Here is a 20,457-nt window from a genome sequence, read left to right as displayed (position 1 = left end):
GCGGCAACTAGCCTGCGGCGTAACCGTGGTGGGGTGCATGCCAGTCGGTCGTCAGCGACGCGCGAAGAAGTGCGACGTGCACCGCAGGACGATGCACCGCAGGACGATGTACCCACCGGTACGGCCGACGGCGTCGCCGTCGAAACCCGCTGAACCGTCGAGGCCGGTGCCCCGCGGTGTGCGATCAGGCGCCGCGCAGAGCGGTCTCCAGGTGGCGTCCCCAGCGCAGGGCGGCGGCCACGCACTCCTGGGTCCTCGGTTCCAGGCGTCGTCGCGGTCCGACGACCTGTACGGCGGCGACGACCTCGTCGGTGAAGTCGCGTACGGGTACGGCGACCGAGTACAGGCCCGGTTCGGCCTCCTCGTCGACGACGGAGTAGCCGCGCCGCCGGGTCAGCTCCAGCCGGCGCAGGAAGCGTCAAGGTCGGCGGGTGTGTGGGGGCCGTGGCGGACGAACTCGGTGCGGGCGAAGACCGCGGCCACCTCGTCGTCGTCGGCGTCGCTCAGCAGGGCCTGGCCACAGTCGCTGCAGTACGCCGGGCACCACACCGAGACAGCCGAGACAGAGGACGAGCACGCATGACACCGAACACGGCCACCACCGCCGTACCGCCGCGGTGGGCCCTGCACCGGGAACTGATGGGCAAGACGGTCCGCACCGACCTCACACACGCCTTCCACCCCGGTCAGCCGCACTTCCCCGCCTTCCCGGACGAGAAGCTCGAGATGCCCTTCGACATGTCCCGCGGCGACGGCTTCAACGTGCACCTCTACACGATCGTCGGCCAGTGGGGCACCCACGTCGACCCGCCCGTGCACTTCGTCGACGGTGCCCGGACCCTGGACGAGATCCCCGTCGACGAGATGATCCTCCCGCTCGTCGCCCTCGACATCAGCGACCGGGTCGCCGCCGACCCCGACGCCGTGCCGACCCTGGACGACGTCGCGGCCTGGGAAGCCCGCAACGGCCGCATCCCCCAGGGGGCGTTCGTCGCCCTGCGCACCGGCTGGGGCCACCGCTGGCCCGACCCGGCCGCCATGGCCAACAAGGACGAGGCGGGCGTCAGCCACTACCCCGGCTGGTCCGCCGAGGTCCTGCGGTACCTCTTCGAGGAAGCCGGCGTCACCGCGATCGGGCACGAGCAGACCGACACCGACCCCGGACCGGCCACCTCGGCCGGTGACTTCAGCCTGGAGAGCTACGTCCTCGAACGGGACCGCTGGCAGATCGAGTTGATGGCCGGCTTCGACCGGGTACCCGAGGCGGGTGCCCTGATCGTCGCCACCTGGCCCAAGCCGCAGGGCGGTTCGGGCTTCCCGGCCCGTGTCTTCGCCCTGCACCACGAGGGCTGACCCCAGACGTACCGGCACACGCGGCTCCGGTGGCCCCAGGCCACCGGAGCCTTCGGCCAGTCAGGAGACGGACAGCGCCATGGACGCCATCGACGAGCAGATCATCCTCGAACTCACCCACAACGCCCGGATCTCCCACGCCGAACTGGGCCAGCGCGTAAGGCTGTCCCGCAACGCCGTACGCCAGCGCGTGGAGCGTCTGGAACGGCAGGGACACATCGGCGGCTACACGATCGTGCGCCCGTCGCGCGGGCCGGACCGGTCGACGGTGGCCGCGCACGTCCTGGTCTACCGGGAGGACCGGATGCGCGACGGAGACGTCCTCGCCGCACTCAAGCGCATCCCCGAGGTGGTCTCCCGCGATGTCCTCAGCCGGTCGGTTCGACCTGCTGGTCAGTGTGGAGGCAGGCACCCTGGAACGCGTACAGGGAATCTGGGAGCAGATCGCCCAGATGCCCGGTGTACGGGACACGGTGACAGCGCTGGCGCTGTCCCGGGTCGTCAGCCGGCCGCCACGGCAGCCATGATCCGCAGCGCGGTCTCCCGCTCCAACAACCCGCGGTCGACGGCCACTTCGATCACATCGGTTCCAGTCAGCGACGCCTGCCGGGCCACCTCCGCGGCGACCTCGTGCCCGATGTGCGGAGCGGGCGCCGTCGCCGCGCCGACCACGTGGGCGGCCCCGCGCGCGAGGTGCTCCCGGTTGGCGGTCACACCGGCTCCCTGTTGAGGCAGACCACCTTCGGCTGGGTCATCTCCTCATAGGCGAAGCGCACACCCTCACGGCCCATGCTGCCGTACTTGAACCCGCCGAAGGGCATCGCGTCGAAGCGGTAGTCGGACGAGTCGTTCACCATCACACCGGAGGCCTCCAGCAGCCGGGCCGCGTCCATCGCCCGGTCCAGGGAGCCGGTGAACACACCCGCGTGCAGGCTGAAATCGACCTCGTTGGCCCGCTCCACGGCCTCCTCGAAGGAGTCGACGGCCTGGAGCACCACGACGGGCGCGAACGCCTCCTCCCGCCAGACCGAGGACGTGTCCGGCACGTCCTCCAGCACGGTCGGCGCGTACACGCTGCCGTTCCGCTCGTGTCCGCACAGCAGTCGCGCGCCCTCGGCGAGCGCGGCGGCGACCGTGGCCTCCGCCGCCATCGCGGCCCGCTCGTCGATCATCGGGCCGACGTCGGTGCCGCTGTCCACCGGATCCCCGGCGCGCAGCCGCCGGGTCCGCGCCACGAAGGCGTCCCGGAACGCCGCGTACACCTCGCGTTCGACGAGGACGCGCTGGGTGCTGATGCAGTTCTGCCCGGCCGCCCAGAACGCACCGGACACGCACGCCTCCACCGCCGCGTCCAGGGCGGCGTCGGCCAGCACGATCACCGGGGCGTTGCTGCCCAGATCCATCGCGAGCTTCTTCAGTCCCGCCTGGCGCGCGATGGCCTCACCGGTGCGGAAGCCGCCGGTGAAGGACACCATGCGCACGTCCGGCGCGGACACCAGGGCGGCGCCCAGCTCGGCGCCGCCGTTGACCACGGTCACCACGTCCTCCGGCAGTCCGGCCTCCACCAGCGTGTCGACCAGCCGCAGCGCGGACAGCGGGGTGAGCAGCGACGGTTTGAGCACGACCGCGTTGCCGCCGGCGATCGCCGGCCCGAGCTTGTGCGCGACCAGGTTGAGCGGGTCGTTGTACGGCGTGACCGCCGCGATGACGCCCAGCGGCTCGCGTGTGAACCAGCCCAGGCGCCCCTCCGAGCCCGCGTAGGCGTCGAACGGCACCACCTCGCCCGCGTTGCGGCGCGCCTCTGCGGCCGACAGACGCAGCGTGTTGACGGCACGGCCGGTCTCCTTGCGGGCCTGGACCACGGTCTTGCCCGCCTCGGCGACGATCAGCCGGGCGAACGGCTCGGCACGCTCCTCGATCAGCCGGGCCGCACCGTCGAGCACGGCCGCACGGGCGGCGCGGGAGAGCCCGCGGGCGGTCTTCCGCCCCGCGCGGGCCCGCCGCATGACCTCGTCCACGGCGTAGGCCGGGGTGAGACACACCGAGCCGATGGGCTCGCCGTTGAAGGGGTTGCGCACGGCTGCCATGCCGTCGCCGACCTGCTCGTGGGAGGCCGGACGGGGGCACAGGACGGTGGTGTCAGACACGGTGGGCCTCCGCGAGGATCTCGTTGCCGGCTCCCGGCACCGCACCCGAGGCGGTCCGCTCGTGGATGCCGATGACGTCGGACAGCAGGGCGTACGCCGTCTCGATGCGCCCCGCCCCCGGGCCGCCGACGGTGACGGTGCCCAGCGGACGGGTGTGGAAGGCGATGGCGTTGCCGGGGCCGGCTATGCCGGCGAGGGGGTGCTCGGCGGGCAGTGCGACCGGCGCGACCCGTGCGTCGACCGTGCCGTCCGGGCGCCGGGTGGCGGAGCCGACCAGCTTCCAGCGCAGTCCCTCGGCCGCCGCCCGGCGGACGTCGTCGGCGGTGAGGGCGGACAGACCGGTGCAGGGCACGTCCGCGCGCCGCAGGTCGGCGTCGAGCACCTCGTTCGCGAGGATCACGACCTTCAGCTGGACGTCGTGGCCCTCGATGTCGGCCGTCGGGTCGGCCTCGGCGTACCCCAGGGCCTGGGCCTCTGCGACGGCCTCGGTGAAGGACAGCCCCGACTCCAGGCGGCCCAGGACGTAGTTGGAGGTGCCGTTCATGATCCCTTCGAAGCCGTGCACGGACAGCCCGCCGAACATCCGGCGGGCGGTGCGCAGCACCGGGGTGCCCGACATCACGGTGCCCTCGAACTCGAAGCACACACCGTGGCGTCGTGCCAGGTGCTTCAGGGCCTGCCCGTGCAGGGCGACCGGACCCTTGTTGGTGGTGCACACGTGCTTGCCGGCCTCGACGGCCCACCGCACGTGCGACAGCGCGGGCTCCCCGTCCGTGGGGTTGGTGAAGGTGGCCTCGGCGACGATGTCGGCGGGCACCTCACGGATCACCCACTCGTTACGGGCCTCCGGGCTGCCACCATCCCACCCCGAGAAGTCCAGCTCACCGGGCGCCACGGCGAGCAGCCCCGCCAGGTCGATCCCGCCGCCGTCCGTCCGTACGAGCGAGCCGGCCCGCAGATCGGTGATGGCCACCACCCGCAGGGCGAAGCCGAGTTCGGCCTCCAGGGCGTCTCCGCGTTCGGCGATCAGCTCGGCGAGCGCGCGGTTCACCCCGCCGAATCCGATGAGCGCCAGGTCGTACCGGGTCATCCGGACCTCCTCCTTGTCTCCACCGGCGCCACCCGTCCGGCGGCGCGACCACGTACAGCGTCACGCTCCGCCAGGTCGGTCCGGCCATGCCGAACCGGCCGCTACGACCGCCGATGTGCTCCTTCGCATGTCACTCGTCCTGCGTGCGCGGCAGCGCCCGCGACCGAGGGCCGGGGATCACCGGCTCGCTATTGTGCCGAGGTGACGACGAACGGCCCCTCATCCGGACAGACGGGCCCGGGAGCGGCCTCCTCACTGCGGATGGCCCTGCGGATGGTCAACACCGTGCTGGACCGCGAAGCCTCCGGCCGGACCGGCTTCAACGTCAGCAGGCTCGCCGACGAGGTCGGAGTCGAGCGCAGCAAGGCATCACGTACCACCCAGGACCTGTGCGACAAGGGCTTCCTCGAACGCCGCGACGACTCGACACTGCGCGTCGGCAACGCCTTCTTCACCGCCGCCGCCTCCCTGCACCCGGGCCTGCTCCGGCGCAGTCGCCCGCTCCTGCGCCGTATCGCCGTAGAACACGGTGTCGGCGCGCGCCTCTCCGTCCGTGACGGTGTCCAGGTCCGGCTGCTGCGTGCCGAGTCCGCCGCGGCCTTCGCCCAGGAGTGGCAGGGCCGGGCGGGCCTCGTCACCCCGTGTTGGTGCACCGGCGCGGGCCGCGCCCTCCTCCTCGACTACACCGCCGATGAGATCTCCGCCCTGCTCGACGACTACGAGCTGATCGGCGTCGGCGGCCCCAACGCCGCCCATTCCGCCGCGGAACTCTCCGCCGCCAACGACCGCGACCGCCTGCGCGGCATCGTCGCGGCCCACGGCGAGTTCGAGCACGGCGTCACCGAGTACGCCGTACCCGTGCGGGATGCAGGCGGACACATCCGCGCCGCCGTGTCGGTCGTCGGCAGGCACCAGGACCTGCTCTCCCGCGAGCGGATGCTGCGCACGGCCCTCACCGCGGCGGCCGCCGCACTGGCCCCGCCCATCGACGACGACGCCACGAACCAGTAGGACGCACCCCCAGTCTTCTGCTCGACGATCGAGAGCAATTGCGTCTGGGTAAATTATCAAGTCAGATACTTGCATTTGATGTTAAGTGGGGGACTCCCTAACGTTCTCGGCATGAACCTCACCGTCCTCGCGGCCTCCGGCCAGACCGGAATCGCCCTCACTCGACAGGCACTTCGACGCGGTCACACCGTGACCGCCATCGCGCGTGATCCCGAGCGGATCGCCGTGCCCGACTCCCCGAACCTGCGCAAAGTGGCGGGCGACGTGCACGACGCGGCGAGTATCGCCGCCGTCGTGGACGGGAGTTCCGTGGTCCTCTCCGCACTCGGCACCGACCGGGCCGGGACCCTGCTGACCGGCGCCCGGGCCGTCGTCGCCGCCGGCCCACGGCGCGTCATCTGGCTCGGTGCCTACGGCACGGGCAAGTCGGCCGAAGTGGCGGGGGAGGGTGCGAGCATGCTCGCCAAGGTGCTGGGCGACCGGCTCGCCGACAAGGTCGAAGCCGACAACACCGTCCTCGCGGCCGGTGGCACCGTCTTCCACGCCGGGATGCTCGCGGACGGGCCGGAAAGCCCTCGTCGGCGCACGATCGGCCTGGAGGCCGGGCCCCCCTTCGACCTCGGTGCGAAGGTCAGCCGGGAAACCGTCGCCGCGGCGATGCTGGACGAAGCGGAGACGCCTGCCTTCCCCGGCGCCGTCGCCCTGCCGTTGACGCAGTAGGCCGTGCGGTTGGCGCACGAGGCGGAGCGGTCAGCGGGCGGTGATCTCCGAGAGTGACGCCCGGACCTGCTCGCGCAGCCAGGCGTGGGCCGGGTCGGAATCGAAGCGCTGGTGCCAGTTGCAGTTGATCGTCGCCGCCGGGGACTCGATGGGCAGGGGCCGAGCGATGAGCCCGAACGCCTCGATGAGCGGGCGGCCGTGGATCGCCGTGCAGGTGACCAGCGCGTCACCGCGAGCGGCGATCTGCAGGGCCGTGGACACCGTCGCCACCGCCGCGACCACCCGGCGCCGCAGCCCTTCGGCGGCCAGCACGTCGTCGATCGGCGCGGTGAGACGGCCACGCCGGGAGATCACCACATGCGGCTGCGCCGCGTAGGAGGCCAGGTCGAGTCCGGCGGCACAGGGATGGTCCGCGCGCATCGCCACGACGAGGGGATCGTCGCCGAGCGACTCGGACCGGAACTCGGGCAAGCCGGGCCTGCCGCCGCCGAGTTCCAGATCGACGCGGCCGTGCCGCAGGTCGTCGGTGTCGACGGGGCTCTCCGCCAGTACCCGTAGCTGCACCCCGGAAGCCCGCTGCTGGATCCGCTCGACCAGGACCGGCAGCAGTGACGCGGCTACCGCGTCATGGCACTGGATCGTGAAAGTGCGCTCCATCTCGGCCGGGTTCAGCTCACGGACCGGCGAGAGCACCTCGTGCGCCTGCCTGACCAGCCGGTGCACGTCCTCCCGCACCGACACCGCGTACGGGGTGGGAGTCATCGAGTGGCCGGTACGCACCAGGATGTCGTCCCCCGTGACGGCGCGAAGCCGGCCGAGGGTCCGGCTGACCGCCGGCGAGGACAGATGGAGCCGCTCGGCCGCGCCCATCACGCTGCCCTCTTCGAGCAGGGCGTCCAACACGGTCAGCAGATTCAAGTCCAGTTGCATACAGGTAAATCCTCACAAGACACAGATCCACTTCCATTAACTCCAGGAGCATTTCATGAGCCAGGAACTTCTCGCCGCCACCGTCGCCGCCGTCCGCCACGCCGGGGCCCGCATGATGACGCGCTACTCCACCGAGTCGCGTCACCTCGGGCTCCCCGAGCTGCTCGCGAGCCTCCAGGCCAATGACGCGGCCGTCGTGGAAACGCTGCGTCCCGCGTTGGCCGAGGCCCTGCCGGGCGCGGGCTGGCTCAACGACGAGCACGGCTCGGGACCGCTGGCCACGGGGGAGTGGTGGCTGATCGACCCGGTCGGCGGCAACGTCAACGCCGTGCACGGCATGCCCGACTGGAACATCGGCGTGAGCCTCGTGCGGGACGGCCGCCCGGTACTGGCCGTGGTCTACTTCCCGGTCCTCGACGAGATGTTCACCGCGACCGAGGGCGGCGGGGCGTTCCTCAACGGGACGCGGCTGCGAGTGTCGGCCAAGACGTCGTTGGACGGCGCACTGGCCGGAACCGGTCAGGCGCAGCCGGGTCACGACCCCGAGCTCGCGACCCGGATGGGCTCCGCCTTCGCCGCGATGACGAACGCCGCACTCCATGTACGGGTCTCCGTACCTGTGACCCACCAGCTCGCCCAGGTCGCCGCGGGCCGGATGGACTTGCACTGGCAGTTCGACAACGTCCGGTCCCACGCGGCAGGAGTGCTGCTGGTCCAGGAGGCCGGAGGCGTAGTCACCGACCTCGAGGGCAAGGCCTGGGAACTGGCCGGCGAGAGCTACCTCGCTGCCGCGCCGGGTGTGCACGCCGCCGCGCTGGACGTCCTCACGGCCTGAGGAGAGGCCGGATCCATCCGCAAGCCGGCGGCGGTACGCCGTCCGGGGCGGGTGAGTGGATCGTCGCGGCCGGGAGCGTCTTCCTGCAAGGGGAGTGTGCCGAGAAGTTCGGCGGGACGGCGCTCCCGGAGGCATGTGGCGGGGTCACGCGGCGGGGCGCCGGCCGGTACCCGTCACCGCTCGCGTCCGGGTACTTCCGGGCGCTTCCGGGCGCTTCCGAGCGGTTCCGGGTGCACGCGCCAGGACGGTGGGTCGTCGCGGTGTTGGTGTGCAGCACACCGCGATCCGGGCCCCCGCAGGCGCCGAACACATGTGACTCACCGTCCACCAGCTGCCGCCTCCAGCCCCGCCCTCATCGCCGAGACCGACCTCCACAGCGAAGGACGCTCATGAGCACCCACACCACACCCCGAACCACCATGCCGACACGGGGGAACCGAGTCCGCCGGCGCATTCCGGCCCGGCTGCGCAAAAGCATTCTCGTCACGCATGTCGTGGCCGCGGGAGCCTGGATCGGCATCGATGTCATCTCGGCCGTTCTGGTGGCCGTCGGCTGGGTGCGTGAGGGTGACGACCGCACCGCCGTGTACCAGGTACTCGCGGACTACTTCGTCGTTCCCCTATTGCTGTCGGCTCTTGTAGCGGGTTCGATCTGCCTCGGCACCGGTGTCCTGCTGGGAATGGCGACCAAGTGGGGACTCGTTCGCTACCGGTGGGTCGCGGTGAAGCTGGTCCTCAACGTGATCGCCTGCGTGATGCTGCTGGTGTTCCTCGGCCCCATCACCGAACTGGCCACGGGGGAACAACCGTTGCGGGACATCTGGTTCGTCGCGTTCCTCGCCGCCACCGCCATGGGGTTGCTGAGTTTCGCGATGGTGCTCTCGGTCTTCAAGCCGTGGGGCCGAGTGCGCAAACCCGCTTGATAACCTGTCGCGATGGATGAGGCGTTGGATGAGGGTCCGTTCTTTCACGGCACAAAGGCCGATCTGAGGGTGGGAGATCACCTCACCGCCGGTTTCCGTTCGAACTACCGGCCAGAAATCGTGATGAACCACATCTACTTCACCGCGTTGCGCGACGGCGCGGGACTTGCCGCTGAACTCGCCGCCGGTGACGGGGCGCCGCGTGTGTATGTCGTCGAACCGACAGGGGAGTTCGAGAACGACCCCAACGTCACCGACAGGAAGTTCCCTGGCAATCCCACCCGCTCCTATCGCAGCAAGGAGCCACTCCGGATCGTCGGCGAGGTCACCGACTGGACGCGACAGACACCTGAAGCTCTCCAAATGTGGCAAGAACGGCTTGCTGCGATCCGAGTGGATGATCGCGCCGAAATCATCAACTAAGAGGCGGTCGTGCGCTTCGCGCCGGACACGGGACAGCGAGCGGGATGCCCGCCTGAAGCCACCTTGGGCCTCCGAGTTCGTCCAGCACCGCCCCGGTGCAGCCGCTGGTCTGCGCGTAGACCGCGTAGACCACTGTCGTGAACACGGCCTGCTCGTCACGTGAAGCGGTCCCGCCATCTTGCGGACGAGTGGGGGACGACGGCAGCAACGGGGCGGCCGAGGCCCCGAGTTCAACAGGAACGGGACGCTTCGATAGATCAGCACCCACGACCGGCGTCATGCCGCACGCACCTCAAGTCACCTGCGACAACCTTTGTGCCCTGGCTGGTGCGGCCGACCTGGCGGCCTGCTCGATCTTCGCGCAGTGGGCCGCACGGGTCTCCTCGTCGATCTGCTTCACGAGTTCGGCGCGCAACCCGGTCCGGCCGTCCAGGCCCTCGCGCAGGATATCGGCGTGCCCGACATGCCGGATGGACTCGCCGAGGACATGGACCATGATGGCGAACAGGTTGGTGTCGGCGTGCGGCTCCGACCACCACGGCACATGGCCGGGGGCGTCGAGGGGAAGCTCGTTGATCGTCGCGTCGGAGTGTTCCCACGTGCGCCGGTAGAACCCGATGATCTGATCGCGCGTCTCGTCCTCGGTCGCCCACAGATCGCTGCCGTCGGAGTCCTGCCACCGGGACAGCGGTTCCGGGGAAGGGCGGTCGAAGACCTCGCCGAAGTACCTGGCCTCGACTGTGGCCACGTGTTTGACCAGGCCGAGGAGGTTGGTCCCGGTCGCGGTCAAAGGTCGGCGGGCGTCGTATTCGGACAGGCCGTCGAGTTTCCAGAGCAGCGCCTCGCGGTCGCGCCGCAGCCTCCCGTGCAGGTTGCCTTTCGCGAATTCATCGATCATGCGGCATGAGCCTGCCATGGGCCGCTCGTGGTCTCAAGATCCCGTACCTGGGGGCAGCGAGGGTGTTGACGACGTGCGGCGCGGACGGCCGGGGCCTGCCCTGAAGAGACGAGTGTCTGGCGGTGCTGCACCGGAGCCGTGCTGGAGTCCGTTCATCGGGCCCCACGCCAGGCAGAGGGCCAGGGCGAGGTAGATCAGGTCGCCCGCGATCGTCACTCGCGCGCCACGGCGGAGACGCTTGGTCAGCGCGCCGGCGAACAGCGGTACCGGTCCGGTTGCGGCCGGCGGCTCCGGGATGGGCGCGACGCCGAGTGCGGCGGGCAGTATCAGGCCCGCCGCAGCCAGGAGTTCGACGCCGCGTTCCTGTCCGCCACGGTGACGCGGATCTCGATCGACGTGCTGCGCTCGGCGCGGGTGCGGCGGGAGGCGTACGTGGACCCCTGGTTCCCCGAGCCACTGTTGAGCGATCCGTACCAGGACCCGTCGCGCTCGGCCGAGCCGGCCGACTCGGTGTCGATGGCGGCGCTGCTCCTGCTGGAGCGGCTCAGCCCACTGGAGCGGTCGGTGTTCGTGCTGCGGGAGGTGTTCGGCTTCGGATTCGACGACATCGCCTCGGCGGTGGGACGTTCGGAGGCCGCGTGCCGGCAGTTGCTGGTACGGGCACGACGGCACATGGAGGCCGGGCGGCCGCGGTTCGAAGCGGACCGTCGGCACCGGCAGGAGCTTGCGACACGGTTCTTCGACGCCCTCCGCGAAGGCGATGTCGCCGGCCTACGGGATCTACTGGCCGCCGACGTGCAGTTGCTGGGGGACGGCGGCGGCAAGGCCCCGCAGCTGGCCAGGGCCGTGGTCGGCGCCGAGAACGTCGCACGGTTGCTGGCATCCGTTTTCCCGCTGCTGGCCCGGATCGATGTGACGTTCACGGCGCACGAGGTCAACAGCCAGCCCGGCGCCGTCTTCCGCGACCGGGACGGCAAGGTCCTCCACGCCCTCGCCCTCGACGTGCTCGACGGGCAGATCCAGACCATTCGTTCGGTGATCAACCCCGACAAGCTCGGCCAGCTCGGACCGGTTGCCGACGCCTGGGCCGTCGACGGCGAGGTGAAACAGGCCCGCCGACAGATGCAGTGACCCCGGAAACGGCGCGGGTCGGCTCGTTCGCTCATCAGGCGATGCCGAGGCTGTGCGGGCGAGCGATGCCACGCATGGCGTGGTCGATGACCGGCCCGCCGCCGACTTCGCCCCCGACCAACGGCGCCTGCTGCCTCAGCGTCAGGTCGGTGCTCACGTGTGCGGCCACCAGCAGCACCCCGTCCCGCAGCGGCAGCCTTCAGGGTCGGCCACGGCCCGGCGCGTCGGCGCCCTCTTGGCGCAGCTGAGTCGCCAACTCGCCGAACGTAAGCGGGCTCGCCCCGGTCACACAGCAGGATCACCACGGGGCGGCCCTGACGGTGCGGAGTCCGGGAGGCATGATGTCCTCTGTGTCGAACAGCGCGGAACTGCATCCTGACCGGATACCGGGGTACGACGGTGGCCCTCTCACCCACCAGACCGGGCTTCTGGACATGCCCTTGTTCTGGCTGGGGCACCTCTACTCGTGTGCCCAGAGCGAGGAGGTCGAGGAGCTGCTGTTCGGCGCGGACTACGACGCGGCCGACGACTTCCAGCGACGCCTGTGGGAGCGCGCCGAGTGGCCGACATTCACCGTCCCACTCGCCGACGATCACCGTCTCCACATCGTCTACCGCACGTTCGCGGACGACACCGGCACCGACTATCTCCTCCACCACCCCGACTGGGACCGGGCCGAACTCCTCGCCCGGGACGACGGGCACTTCATGGGACCGGGCCTGTCCTGGACCGAGTTGGTGGGGGCCGCGACCAACGCGCTGCCCGGAGGCAGCACCACCGATCCCCACGCCCGCCTGCTGCTCCTGCTGCCGGCGCTGGGCGACGACGAGCTACCCGACGACGCCGTTGACCGCTTGACCGCGGCGCTACGTGCCCGAACCAGCGTGGAAGCCCCCGAGCCTCTCGCCTCGGCTCTTCTGGAAGACCAAGGGGCTGCCGGCGCCGCGCGCTGGACGACAGCCGGGCACGGCTTCTCTACCAACGACGGCGAGTACTCCTTCCGTAACCCCGCCAACCACTTCGCGCTGTCGGTCGACCGCCTGGCCCGCGTGGCCGGCGCGCTGGCACCGTGACCGGCGTGTGCCGATCTCGACGCGATGTCGAGGGTTGCGCTCAACGAGGTTCGGCAGCTACCTCATCCGGTTCGGCAGGGCTCTTGCGGCGCCGAACGTATCGCGAGAACTCCACCGCACCGGTTACCGCGAAGGCGAACCCCACACCCACCAAGACGGCTACGAGTGTGTTCTCCTGGAAGAAGACGCCACCCAGATATCCCGACAGTGCGGTGTAGGCGCTCCACGTGAAGGTGGAAATCGCAACGTAGAGAACGAACTTGCGCAGCGGGTACATCACCACTCCTGCCGTTCCGGTGGCGAGATAGCGTCCGACCGGAACGAAACGGGTGGAGACGAGAACAAATCCGCCCCGTAGCTTCAGTTCGCGATCGAACCAGTCATACGCTGTGCGGCGTTTGGTGCCGACGGGCAGGCGCTTGAATATGCGTTCTCCCATCAGTCGGCCGATGGAGTAGGGAACGAGGTCACCGAGGAAAGCGCCGGCCGTTGTGGCGGCGATGACAAGCAAGATGTTGGTCTGCCCGGTCGCGGCGGCGACGCCTGCGAGAATGACGACGGGTTCACTCGGAATCAAGGGCAGGAAGGAGTCGAGCAAGGATACCGCGATGATCACGGCGTAGAGTGCGGGCGACGCCAGCAAGGACTCCGTGAGGTCCAACCAGTCCGGCATGCTCTACCTGCTTCCTGTGAATGGGGACTGCACGGGTGACTTCACTCCTGGGCCCGTGTCAGGTGGCGGGTGCCGTGGTGAGCATCCAGCGGATGAACGCGGCGTAGTGCTGAGCGAATTCGACTGCGTCGCGGGCCTGTTCGACGGCGGCGGAGTGCCTGCGTACCGTTTCGAAACGGGCGCTGCGAGCCTGCTCATACGTGGTGAGGGCCTTCTCCAGGTCTGTCTCGGCTGACAAGCAGCTCCGCAGGACGCCGACATCTTCGATGCCGAGAGTGCCTCCCGAAGCGATGTGGGGCGACAGTCCGTGCGCGGCGTCGCCGATCAACGCCACGCGTGTGCTCGTCCAGAAGGGCAGTTCCGGAACGAGCGTGACCTGGTTCTCCAGGATGGATTCCTCCGGCGTCTCGGCGATCAGGGAGAGGAGGTCGGTGTTCCATCCGGCCTGTGCCAGATTCCGCGCGCGCTCCAGTGCCCGCTCGCGCTTGCTTCCGGTGAGCGGGTCGGCATCGAACTGGTTGACCATCCACATCGTCCGATCGCGACCGATCCTCGCGTACCCGCCGCGGGTACGACGGCTGCCGATGGTGAGCACGGTGGACTCCGAGCTCTGGCTGCCGGTCGGTACGATCGCGCGCCAGGCATAGTGGCCGGAGTGCGTCACGGCGTCACTCCCCGGCATCAATTGCCTGCGCACGCGTGAGTGCACGCCGTCCGCGCCGATGAGTAGGTCAGCGCGGAATGTCTGGCCGTCGGCGAGGTGCACGGTGACATCCGATTCGGTCTCGGTATATCCGGTCACGTGTGCGGCAAGGCGGATACGGTCCCTGCCGACGGTGTCGGCCAGGAGGGCGTTCAACTCGGGGCGCGGTACGAGCCGGAACTGGTGGTCGCCGTCGATGTGACCAGGAGCGCGGACAGGATCGCCGGCCGGGGTGAAAAACCACGTGTCCTGTTCGACGCTCATATCGCGGATTGCCGAGCCGATGCCGAGATGGTTGAACTCCCGCAAGGCATTGGCCCACAGGCCGATTCCTGCGCCGACAGCTCGGATTTCCGGTGCCTGTTCCAGCACGATGACCTCACGGCCGATGAGCTTGAGGGCGGCTGCGGCGGTGAGTCCCACCAAACCGCCGCCGACGATTACCGTGGATTTCGAGGACATTTTCATCACTCCGTCTCTTGACGTGCTGGGGCGCGGAGTTCCTGTGTCTGCAAGGTGTCGCCCGGAAGCACGTCTCGACACTATGAGCAGCCACTGCCCAATTCAAATGCCATATCATCAATGATGGATTTACTCGCATGCATCTGGATCGCGATGAGCCCTACGAAGAATCGGGCACGACCCCCTTGCTGAAACGCCCGGATCGGCCTTCGGCCTTCGGCCCGGGCGCCGACGGCAGCGATGGTCCCCGGCGACAGCGGCTGACCTGGCCCAACTCACCCACATCGGCACCCCGTCGTGGAGTTCGGCTAGCAGGGCCGCGCCCGCCGCTGTCACCGGAACCCTCGGCGGATGGCGGCGCCCTACACGGCGCACAGAGCCGTAGGCCGTAGGCCGTGGCCTGATGGTGCCTTGCGAGGGTCAGCACACCGGCCGTCGCGGCCGAGCCGGCACCGGAGATCATCCCGGTCGATCTGTTCAAGTGCGTCGAGCAGGACACGCCGGCGTCGCATCGGGTCAGGGAGTACAAGACGGCCGGGGGGCCAGTCCCACGTCAACATCAAGGGGGCGGGACGGGGTTGGGTGTACCTGGAAGTCGGGGACGCCCAGTTGTACAAGCTTCTCGCATCGTCCTCCACGAGCTGGGGCACATTTTGTCGCTTCCCGATATGCACCCGGGCGCCGCCCGTTACTGACTTCTTCGCCAAGAACAACGTCGGTGACCGGGTTCCATGGTGGGGGTCAGGACTCGTTGCCAGGTAGGGGAGATGTCGCCGGGCCGCCGACCGTGACCCCGCACTCCCCGGGCGCGAGGAGAGCCACGATCTTCGACTGTCCAGTCGACCCGAGCACACCTTCGTACCCGACCTGGCCCGTCTGGCGAAGGTCCCCGGGCGCGTTGAGCCGAGCCATGACCACCGCGAACTCCCAGAACAGGCCGCCGCTCGTTCGGGGCCTTGGGCTGCTCCCGGAGCGACCCGACCCGTCCATCGAACTGACCACTCACGGGCGGCAGAGGCTCCTGCTCCGGGCCGCTGAGTCCACCATGCGCCGAACCCGCCGAACTCGCCGAACCCGCCCGGGCTGTTCGGGCTGTTCCATCTCAGGCAGGCATCTCAGGCTCCGTCGTCCCTGCAGGTCGGAGGGGGTGGGATCGCCCCACCGTTGCAGATTGCGGGCAGCTGTTGCCCCGCGCTCACCGGTCGTCCGACGCTATTGCTGTCGCACCGGCCGAAGTGGCCGACCGCACGGCATCGCTACGACACACATCGAAGCTCGACTCGCACCGGGCGCAGGACGCGGACGCTCCCAGGGGCGGCCGACGGGCGCGGTGCCCATGGGGCGGCGCGTTCGTCCCCGATACCGCCGACCGAGGCGGAGCCGGGTGGTGCGGTGCGAACAGCCCAGTACGCGACCTCACACCGACCAGAAGAGAGTCCACGCATATGAACATCAAGTCCCTCCCGGTCCACCGTGTTGCCGTGGCGGCAGGTCTCGTCCTGGCTCTCGGGTGTGGTGTGTCGGCACAGGCCTCCGCCACCGGGCCGCGGACGATCAGCGGGAAGGCCCAGGACGCGGCGACGCACCGCTCCGGCGGCATCGTCGCCAAGGCCACCGTCGCCGCCTGCTCCGACAAGGTTCTCGGCGTCTCCGCCGTGAAGGAGCCCGCAGACAGCAAGGACGCCCGACACCTCCTCCTGACCGTCCAGAACGCCGGCGACAAGAAGTGCAACCTCTACCGCTACCCTCTCGTGCGCCTCGGCGCCGGTCGGACCACGGCCCCCGTCATCAAGGAGAGCGACCCGAACCCCGGGGTGCCCGTCACCCTCGCTCCGGGTGAGGAGGCGTACGCGGGTCTGCTTGTCAACGGCCCCATGGACGAGTACGAGGCGAAGAGCATCACCCTCGGCCTCCAGGGTCAGAGGCCCGGCAGCAGCGCGGGCAAGCCGATCGACGTGCCCATGCCCGTCCCCACGCTGTACGCCAACGACGGCCAGCGCGTCACCTACTGGACGACCGCTCCCGGCTTCGCCCTGGACTTCATCATGTCCAAGTGACGGACCTCGACCGGAGCCGCATCCTCAGCCAATGACCAGAGGGCGAGTTGAGTCGGGTGGGGGTGTGACGAGGCGGACCGCGTGCGTGCTTGACCGGCGCGCTCGCGGTCGCGCCCGCCGGCCTGCCCTCGGCTGGGCCACGGGCAGGTTCCGGTGCAGCCCGCAGGCGCTGCCACTGGATGCCGCCCGTCAGCCCGCTGATGCGGACAGGCCAATCGGCACGCAGCCGCCCCGTGTTGGCCGGCCATGACTTTCCTGGACTGCTCGGAGACGGTCGACAACTCGGCTCCCTGGTCCTCGCGGTGCGGGACTGGACATGCTCAAGCGGTACGACCGGCTCGTCGAGTACCGGGTGCGTCTCGCTCGACAACACCGCTGGCCGAGCGACGGCGCGGCCAGTCCACCGCCTCCTGCCCCTGACTGCAGCCTCGGCCGCGCAGCGGCTGCCCGGCCGGAGCCTTGTGGACTGCCAGGGCCGAGGGGTCGATGCACTCGCGTTCGATCGACACCAGCGAAAGTTTCGAGGCATCTCCCCGGCGTGGTACCTCGCCTTGCCGCGTTCGAGTCGTCTGGTGTAAGTAGCGGACTGTACGGACCGCCGCACCTGATGGCAGGCCGATGCGAGGAGATACCGATGGGGTTCCAAGAGCGGTGGCAGAGCAGGCAGGAAGAGCTTGCGGCTCAGGCGGAGGACCGGGAGACCGCAGAGGTTGAACGGTGGAACGAGTTCGTCGAACGATTCCAGGACCCCATCCTCGAACAGGCCCGTCTGGCGTTCGAACGCGGTGACGGCTGGTTCGAGACCGAGATCGACCAGCGCAGTTCAGGCAGCCTGAATCCGTATGGAAATACCGGGCTGGACCTTGGGCGGTCGTCGATGGTCAGGAGCAGGGTGGATCAGCACGCTGCGACTCCATCCCCACGCAGTGACCTGCTCTCGCGGATCGAGGATGTGGGCTGGAAGCTGCATACCGCTCAGTACATCCACATACAGCTGGGCGAGGAATCACGCGACAAGTGGCTGTCGTCGGGGCAACGCGTGGCGATCAAAGGGAAGATCGTCGGAATGTACCTGTTCGAGAGAGCCATGGCCTCTCGGGACGACTCCCTGAACAGCGGTTCGGGCTGAGAATCTTCGTAGAACCGGGTCCACCCCAAGGTGACCTTGCCGTCCGGGTTTCGGTGTCGGCCGGCGGCCTTGGTCGCGAGCCGGCTGAGGAGCTGGCCGGCGCGTTCGAAGTCGTCGGGGGGTGGATCTCCTGTCGGCTGGTCAGGCTCCACGCGTCGGTCTTGGAGTGCTGCCTGCGTACCAGGGCCGAGGCCAGCGAGCCGTCCACCTTGGAGGCCTGGTCGTGCCGGCCCAGGAGCGGCCCGGGATGATTCTCGATCACGGGCCGTCCGTGTTCGTCCTCCACCGCGACAGGGAAGTCGGTGACGTTGCTGAGCACGTCCGACGCGCTGTCCCGTCCGAGGTGCCAGCGAAGCTCGGTGAGTTCCCCCTCCGATATGTCGTGGCGCAGATCGATCGTGACAGGGAGTTCAAAGACGCCTGCCGTGGCGCCACACGTCAGTGGCACAGCCAAGCGTCCCGACCAGCGGCATCGGTCTGTACCGATTCGACCATGAGCCGTTCGCGGACCGCGGGCGCACTGTCGTGCTCCTGAGCGAGTTCGGGCCAACGGCCCCCACACCCGCTTCCGGCGAACCCGTGCCGGAGGGTCCGATCCACGCTGGTTCATCCAGTCATCGAAAAATTCGGCGCCGCTCGCGAATCTTGCGAGAAGTATTGACGTTACTTCCCGGCCCCCTATGATCCGATTGATCGACACTTCGCCCCTTGTTCGAAATTGCGCACACGTCAGGACCGCTTCACTCGCAGAGGGGGCAAATCCTGGCCGCGCTCACGAAATGGCCGAGCCGCAAGGAGTACGTCGCTCATGTCTATGTCATGCCCTCGTCATGCATGTCTTCGTGGTCGTGCGCTGTCGAGCCCTTCGGCTCTCCTGCGGCGGGCTCGCGCCATCACGATCAACGACCGCCAGGGGCAAAGGCGTTGCGAGGAGGTGCGAGTCCTCCGTTCCCGGTCACCGCCGCTGTCTCGCGAGGCCTCGTAGAACCGGGCCGACCAGACCCCCGTACGACCCGAACCTGCACAGCCCGAACCCGCACACCCCAAACCCCTCACTCAAGAATCAAGAGGTCGACATGCGCACAGTAGGTTTCAGCCGCAAACGTCTGTCCATGATTCTGGCCGCCTCGGTTGCGGCCCTGGTCTCGGCGGCGGCGTCACTCGTCGCCAACCCCGCTCAGGCGGCCACCAGCGCGTGCTCCCTTCCGTCGACGTACCGGTGGACCTCGACAGGTGCGTTGGCGCAGCCGGCGAACGGGTGGGCTTCGCTGAAGGACTTCACCACCGTGACGTACAACGGCAAGCACCTGGTCTACGCGACGAACTTCGGGGGATCGTCGTGGGGCTCGCTGACGTTCAGCCCCTTCACCAACTGGTCGGACATGGGCGCGGCCCGCCAGACCGGCATGAACCAGTCGGCGGTTGCGCCCACGCTGTTCTACTTCGCGCCCAAGAGGATCTGGGTGCTCGCGTACCAGTGGGGTCAGTGGCCGTTCATCTACCGCACGTCGAGCGACCCCACCAACCCCAACGGCTGGTCCGCGCCGCAGCCACTGTTCACCGGCAGCATCTCCGGTTCCGGCACCGGCCCGATCGACCAGACACTGATCGCCGACGGCCAGAACATGTACCTGTTCTTCGCCGGTGACAACGGCAAGATCTACCGCGCGAGCATGCCGATCGGGAACTTCCCGGGCAACTTCGGCTCCTCCTACACCACGATCATGAGCGACACGACGGCCAACCTGTTCGAGGCCCCGCAGGTCTACAAGCTCCAGGGCCAGAACCAGTACCTCATGATCGTCGAGGCGATGGGGGCGAACGGGCGCTACTTCCGCTCGTTCACCTCCTCCAGCCTGAGCGGTTCCTGGACCCCGCAGGCCGCCACCGAGAGCAGGCCCTTCGCTGGCAAGGCCAACAGTGGCGCCACCTGGACCAACGACATCAGCCACGGTGACCTGGTCCGCAACAACCCCGACCAGACCATGACCGTCGACCCCTGCAACCTGCAGTTCCTCTATCAGGGCAAGTCCCCCTCCGCGAACGGCCCCTACAACCAACTCCCGTACCGGCCGGGTGTCCTGACCCTGCAGCGCTGACCTGCCTGGGCCCACCAGCCGATGAAGGGGTGCCTGGCCGAAGCTCTCCCATGTCAGGCACCCTCTCCATCACCTCGCTCGTCGCGGGCCCACGTGAGCACGGAACGGCGTCGCGGGGAATTCCTCGTGGCTGTGGTCGATCACGTGGTCGGCGCCCAAGGCCCGCACGGCTGCGGGCTGGAGAGTGCTCGCGACGGCGGCCGTGACCTGGGCACCGAGGGCGGGGGCGAGTTGGACGGGGAAGGTGCCCGTGTCACCGGTGGCTCCGGTGATCAGAACCTGCCGGCCCCTCCTCGACCTGCCCCCTGTCTGTCGCGGACGGCCTGGAGCGCGGTCAGCGCGCTGACGGGTACCGTCGCCGCCTCCTCGAAGCTGAGTCGGGTCGGCCTGGGCGCGATCCTGGCGGAGAGGGATGGGTGACGGCGTACTCGGCGAACGCGGCGACTGCCGTGCCGTAGACCATGTCGCCGGGCGCGCACCCGGTCACCTCGAAACCGACGGCCTCGACGACACCGGCGATGGTGCGGCCGGGATCGGGGTGCTTGTGCCTGCGCAGCCAGGTGCGGCAAGCCCGGGGCGGCCACGGCCGCGCCCAGGCCTGGGAGGGCGAAGTGCTGCCAGGCACTCCCGGCGATCATCGGAACAGGGGCAGATGCCATGGCGCGCCGATGTGCGATTCGATCGCTATGTGCTTGATGTCGCTTTATGTGGCCTTTAGTGTTCGCCGGGAGGAAATCCGCGGGGTCCGGCTCCCGTGCCGGCGTCCGGAAGCGAGGTGTGGAGCGCGTGCAGGCGAGGTG

The 20,457-nt window shown here is 69.2% G+C and carries 21 protein-coding genes and 3 pseudogenes; 14 read left to right on the top strand and 10 right to left on the bottom strand.

The genetic code is table 11. From position 1 onward, the window contains the following. Positions 1-184 precede the first annotated feature (184 nt). A complete protein-coding gene (locus ACWCRJ_RS26725; protein ID WP_450941705.1) occupies positions 185-397 on the bottom strand; it encodes an IclR family transcriptional regulator domain-containing protein in 213 nt (70 codons plus the stop codon). A gap of 182 nt (positions 398-579) precedes the next feature. Between ACWCRJ_RS26725 and ACWCRJ_RS26720 the strand changes: the two genes are divergently transcribed. From ACWCRJ_RS26720 to ACWCRJ_RS26710, 3 genes and pseudogenes are all read left to right on the top strand, one after another. After that, positions 580-1,353 (top strand): cyclase family protein, encoded by a 774-nt coding sequence (locus ACWCRJ_RS26720; RefSeq protein ID WP_450941681.1) that lies wholly within the window; start codon positions 580-582, stop codon positions 1,351-1,353. 79 nt (positions 1,354-1,432) lie between these two features. Beyond that, positions 1,433-1,507: pseudogene (locus ACWCRJ_RS26715) on the top strand (AsnC family transcriptional regulator); the annotation flags it as partial. Positions 1,508-1,715: 208 nt separating this feature from the next. Next, entirely contained in the window at positions 1,716-1,880 is a 165-nt protein-coding gene (locus tag ACWCRJ_RS26710; RefSeq protein ID WP_450941680.1) for an Lrp/AsnC ligand binding domain-containing protein, read from the top strand. On the opposite strand, the gene ACWCRJ_RS26705 is transcribed toward ACWCRJ_RS26710, so the two are convergent. Genes ACWCRJ_RS26705 through ACWCRJ_RS26695 form a run of 3 tightly spaced genes read right to left on the bottom strand, consistent with a single transcriptional unit; the run spans position 1,855 to position 4,590 of the window. Further along, on the bottom strand, positions 1,855-2,067 hold the full coding sequence (locus tag ACWCRJ_RS26705; protein ID WP_450941679.1) for a hypothetical protein: 213 nt from the start codon (positions 2,065-2,067) through the stop codon (positions 1,855-1,857). The two genes, ACWCRJ_RS26710 and ACWCRJ_RS26705, sit on opposite strands and share 26 nt — an antisense overlap. Next, positions 2,064-3,500, bottom strand: a complete 1,437-nt coding sequence (locus ACWCRJ_RS26700) for an aldehyde dehydrogenase family protein (RefSeq protein ID WP_450941678.1) — start codon at positions 3,498-3,500, stop codon at positions 2,064-2,066. Before ACWCRJ_RS26700 ends, ACWCRJ_RS26705 begins: the two co-directional genes overlap by 4 nt. Next, a complete protein-coding gene (locus tag ACWCRJ_RS26695) occupies positions 3,493-4,590 on the bottom strand; it encodes a homoserine dehydrogenase (RefSeq protein WP_450941677.1) in 1,098 nt (365 codons plus the stop codon). The genes ACWCRJ_RS26700 and ACWCRJ_RS26695 overlap by 8 nt, the downstream gene beginning before the upstream one ends. A gap of 201 nt (positions 4,591-4,791) precedes the next feature. Here ACWCRJ_RS26695 and ACWCRJ_RS26690 point away from each other — a divergent pair, with 201 nt between their 5' ends. Together ACWCRJ_RS26690 and ACWCRJ_RS26685 are read left to right on the top strand one after the other, a co-directional pair. Continuing rightward, positions 4,792-5,601 (top strand): IclR family transcriptional regulator domain-containing protein, encoded by an 810-nt coding sequence (locus ACWCRJ_RS26690; protein WP_450941676.1) that lies wholly within the window; start codon positions 4,792-4,794, stop codon positions 5,599-5,601. A 111-nt stretch (positions 5,602-5,712) separates the two neighbouring features. Beyond that, on the top strand, positions 5,713-6,321 hold the full coding sequence (locus ACWCRJ_RS26685) for an NAD(P)-dependent oxidoreductase (RefSeq protein ID WP_450941675.1): 609 nt from the start codon (positions 5,713-5,715) through the stop codon (positions 6,319-6,321). Positions 6,322-6,351: 30 nt separating this feature from the next. Here the strand turns inward: ACWCRJ_RS26685 and ACWCRJ_RS26680 are convergent, their stop codons facing one another. Continuing rightward, on the bottom strand, positions 6,352-7,251 hold the full coding sequence (locus ACWCRJ_RS26680) for a LysR family transcriptional regulator (RefSeq protein ID WP_450941674.1): 900 nt from the start codon (positions 7,249-7,251) through the stop codon (positions 6,352-6,354). A gap of 55 nt (positions 7,252-7,306) precedes the next feature. Here ACWCRJ_RS26680 and ACWCRJ_RS26675 point away from each other — a divergent pair, with 55 nt between their 5' ends. The 3 genes from ACWCRJ_RS26675 to arr all read left to right on the top strand — a co-directional run bounded on the left by ACWCRJ_RS26675 (position 7,307) and on the right by arr (position 9,432). Continuing rightward, entirely contained in the window at positions 7,307-8,086 is a 780-nt protein-coding gene (locus tag ACWCRJ_RS26675; RefSeq protein ID WP_450941673.1) for an inositol monophosphatase family protein, read from the top strand. 389 nt (positions 8,087-8,475) lie between these two features. Beyond that, the gene (locus tag ACWCRJ_RS26670; RefSeq protein WP_450941672.1) at positions 8,476-9,009 is read left to right on the top strand and encodes a hypothetical protein; all 534 of its coding nucleotides are present in this window, start codon (positions 8,476-8,478) and stop codon (positions 9,007-9,009) included. A gap of 12 nt (positions 9,010-9,021) precedes the next feature. Then, positions 9,022-9,432 (top strand): NAD(+)--rifampin ADP-ribosyltransferase, encoded by a 411-nt coding sequence (arr, locus tag ACWCRJ_RS26665; protein ID WP_450941671.1) that lies wholly within the window; start codon positions 9,022-9,024, stop codon positions 9,430-9,432. A 292-nt stretch (positions 9,433-9,724) separates the two neighbouring features. Here the strand turns inward: arr and ACWCRJ_RS26660 are convergent, their stop codons facing one another. Continuing rightward, positions 9,725-10,330: a DinB family protein gene (locus tag ACWCRJ_RS26660; protein ID WP_450941670.1), complete on the bottom strand. Its 606-nt coding sequence runs from the start codon at positions 10,328-10,330 to the stop codon at positions 9,725-9,727. 33 nt (positions 10,331-10,363) lie between these two features. Beyond that, positions 10,364-10,627 (bottom strand): hypothetical protein, encoded by a 264-nt coding sequence (locus ACWCRJ_RS26655; RefSeq protein ID WP_450941704.1) that lies wholly within the window; start codon positions 10,625-10,627, stop codon positions 10,364-10,366. Positions 10,628-10,687: 60 nt separating this feature from the next. On the opposite strand from ACWCRJ_RS26655, the pseudogene ACWCRJ_RS26650 reads away from it, so the two are divergent. Next, positions 10,688-11,461 (top strand): annotated as a pseudogene (locus ACWCRJ_RS26650) (sigma factor-like helix-turn-helix DNA-binding protein); the annotation flags it as partial. Positions 11,462-11,495: 34 nt separating this feature from the next. On the opposite strand, the gene ACWCRJ_RS26645 reads toward ACWCRJ_RS26650, so the two are convergent. Next, a complete protein-coding gene (locus ACWCRJ_RS26645) occupies positions 11,496-11,630 on the bottom strand; it encodes a hypothetical protein (protein WP_450941669.1) in 135 nt (44 codons plus the stop codon). 181 nt (positions 11,631-11,811) lie between these two features. Between ACWCRJ_RS26645 and ACWCRJ_RS26640 the strand changes: the two genes are divergently transcribed. Further along, entirely contained in the window at positions 11,812-12,534 is a 723-nt protein-coding gene (locus ACWCRJ_RS26640) for a hypothetical protein (RefSeq protein WP_450941668.1), read from the top strand. Between the two features lie 40 nt (positions 12,535-12,574). On the opposite strand, the gene ACWCRJ_RS26635 is transcribed toward ACWCRJ_RS26640, so the two are convergent. Then, the gene (locus ACWCRJ_RS26635) at positions 12,575-13,207 is read right to left on the bottom strand and encodes a DedA family protein (RefSeq protein WP_450941667.1); all 633 of its coding nucleotides are present in this window, start codon (positions 13,205-13,207) and stop codon (positions 12,575-12,577) included. A gap of 58 nt (positions 13,208-13,265) precedes the next feature. After that, positions 13,266-14,378: an FAD-dependent monooxygenase gene (locus ACWCRJ_RS26630; protein ID WP_450941666.1), complete on the bottom strand. Its 1,113-nt coding sequence runs from the start codon at positions 14,376-14,378 to the stop codon at positions 13,266-13,268. A gap of 1,439 nt (positions 14,379-15,817) precedes the next feature. Here ACWCRJ_RS26630 and ACWCRJ_RS26625 point away from each other — a divergent pair. The 4 genes and pseudogenes from ACWCRJ_RS26625 to ACWCRJ_RS26610 all read left to right on the top strand — a co-directional run bounded on the left by ACWCRJ_RS26625 (position 15,818) and on the right by ACWCRJ_RS26610 (position 20,077). Next, positions 15,818-16,429: a DUF4232 domain-containing protein gene (locus tag ACWCRJ_RS26625; protein WP_450941665.1), complete on the top strand. Its 612-nt coding sequence runs from the start codon at positions 15,818-15,820 to the stop codon at positions 16,427-16,429. Positions 16,430-17,063: 634 nt separating this feature from the next. Next, positions 17,064-17,558 carry a hypothetical protein gene (locus tag ACWCRJ_RS26620; RefSeq protein WP_450941664.1) on the top strand — a complete coding sequence of 165 codons (495 nt, stop codon included), beginning with the start codon at positions 17,064-17,066 and terminating at the stop codon, positions 17,556-17,558. A gap of 1,196 nt (positions 17,559-18,754) precedes the next feature. Then, a pseudogene (locus tag ACWCRJ_RS26615) lies at positions 18,755-19,657 on the top strand (non-reducing end alpha-L-arabinofuranosidase family hydrolase); the annotation flags it as partial. Positions 19,658-19,783: 126 nt separating this feature from the next. Next, positions 19,784-20,077 (top strand): hypothetical protein, encoded by a 294-nt coding sequence (locus ACWCRJ_RS26610; RefSeq protein ID WP_450941663.1) that lies wholly within the window; start codon positions 19,784-19,786, stop codon positions 20,075-20,077. Positions 20,078-20,457 lie beyond the last annotated feature (380 nt).

It is taken from the genome of Streptomyces sp. NPDC002324 (assembly GCF_053593335.1).
The sequence above is the reverse complement of the archived record's forward strand: the minus strand, read 5'-3'. Positions and strand labels throughout refer to the sequence as shown.

Excerpts from the sequence above, each read along its gene's own strand:
- ACWCRJ_RS26660 (WP_450941670.1), bottom strand. The coding sequence starts at position 10,330 with ATGATCGATGAATTCGCGAAAGGCAACCTGCACGGGAGGCTGCGGCGC.
- ACWCRJ_RS26710 (WP_450941680.1), top strand. The coding sequence starts at position 1,716 with ATGTCCTCAGCCGGTCGGTTCGACCTGCTGGTCAGTGTGGAGGCAGGC.
- ACWCRJ_RS26720 (WP_450941681.1), top strand. The coding sequence starts at position 580 with ATGACACCGAACACGGCCACCACCGCCGTACCGCCGCGGTGGGCCCTG.
- ACWCRJ_RS26695 (WP_450941677.1), bottom strand. The coding sequence starts at position 4,590 with ATGACCCGGTACGACCTGGCGCTCATCGGATTCGGCGGGGTGAACCGC.
- ACWCRJ_RS26630 (WP_450941666.1), bottom strand. The coding sequence starts at position 14,378 with ATGAAAATGTCCTCGAAATCCACGGTAATCGTCGGCGGCGGTTTGGTG.
- ACWCRJ_RS26680 (WP_450941674.1), bottom strand. The coding sequence starts at position 7,251 with ATGCAACTGGACTTGAATCTGCTGACCGTGTTGGACGCCCTGCTCGAA.
- ACWCRJ_RS26635 (WP_450941667.1), bottom strand. The coding sequence starts at position 13,207 with ATGCCGGACTGGTTGGACCTCACGGAGTCCTTGCTGGCGTCGCCCGCA.
- ACWCRJ_RS26670 (WP_450941672.1), top strand. The coding sequence starts at position 8,476 with ATGAGCACCCACACCACACCCCGAACCACCATGCCGACACGGGGGAAC.
- ACWCRJ_RS26675 (WP_450941673.1), top strand. The coding sequence starts at position 7,307 with ATGAGCCAGGAACTTCTCGCCGCCACCGTCGCCGCCGTCCGCCACGCC.
- arr (WP_450941671.1), top strand. The coding sequence starts at position 9,022 with ATGGATGAGGCGTTGGATGAGGGTCCGTTCTTTCACGGCACAAAGGCC.
- ACWCRJ_RS26620 (WP_450941664.1), top strand. The coding sequence starts at position 17,064 with ATGGGGTTCCAAGAGCGGTGGCAGAGCAGGCAGGAAGAGCTTGCGGCT.
- ACWCRJ_RS26685 (WP_450941675.1), top strand. The coding sequence starts at position 5,713 with ATGAACCTCACCGTCCTCGCGGCCTCCGGCCAGACCGGAATCGCCCTC.
- ACWCRJ_RS26625 (WP_450941665.1), top strand. The coding sequence starts at position 15,818 with ATGAACATCAAGTCCCTCCCGGTCCACCGTGTTGCCGTGGCGGCAGGT.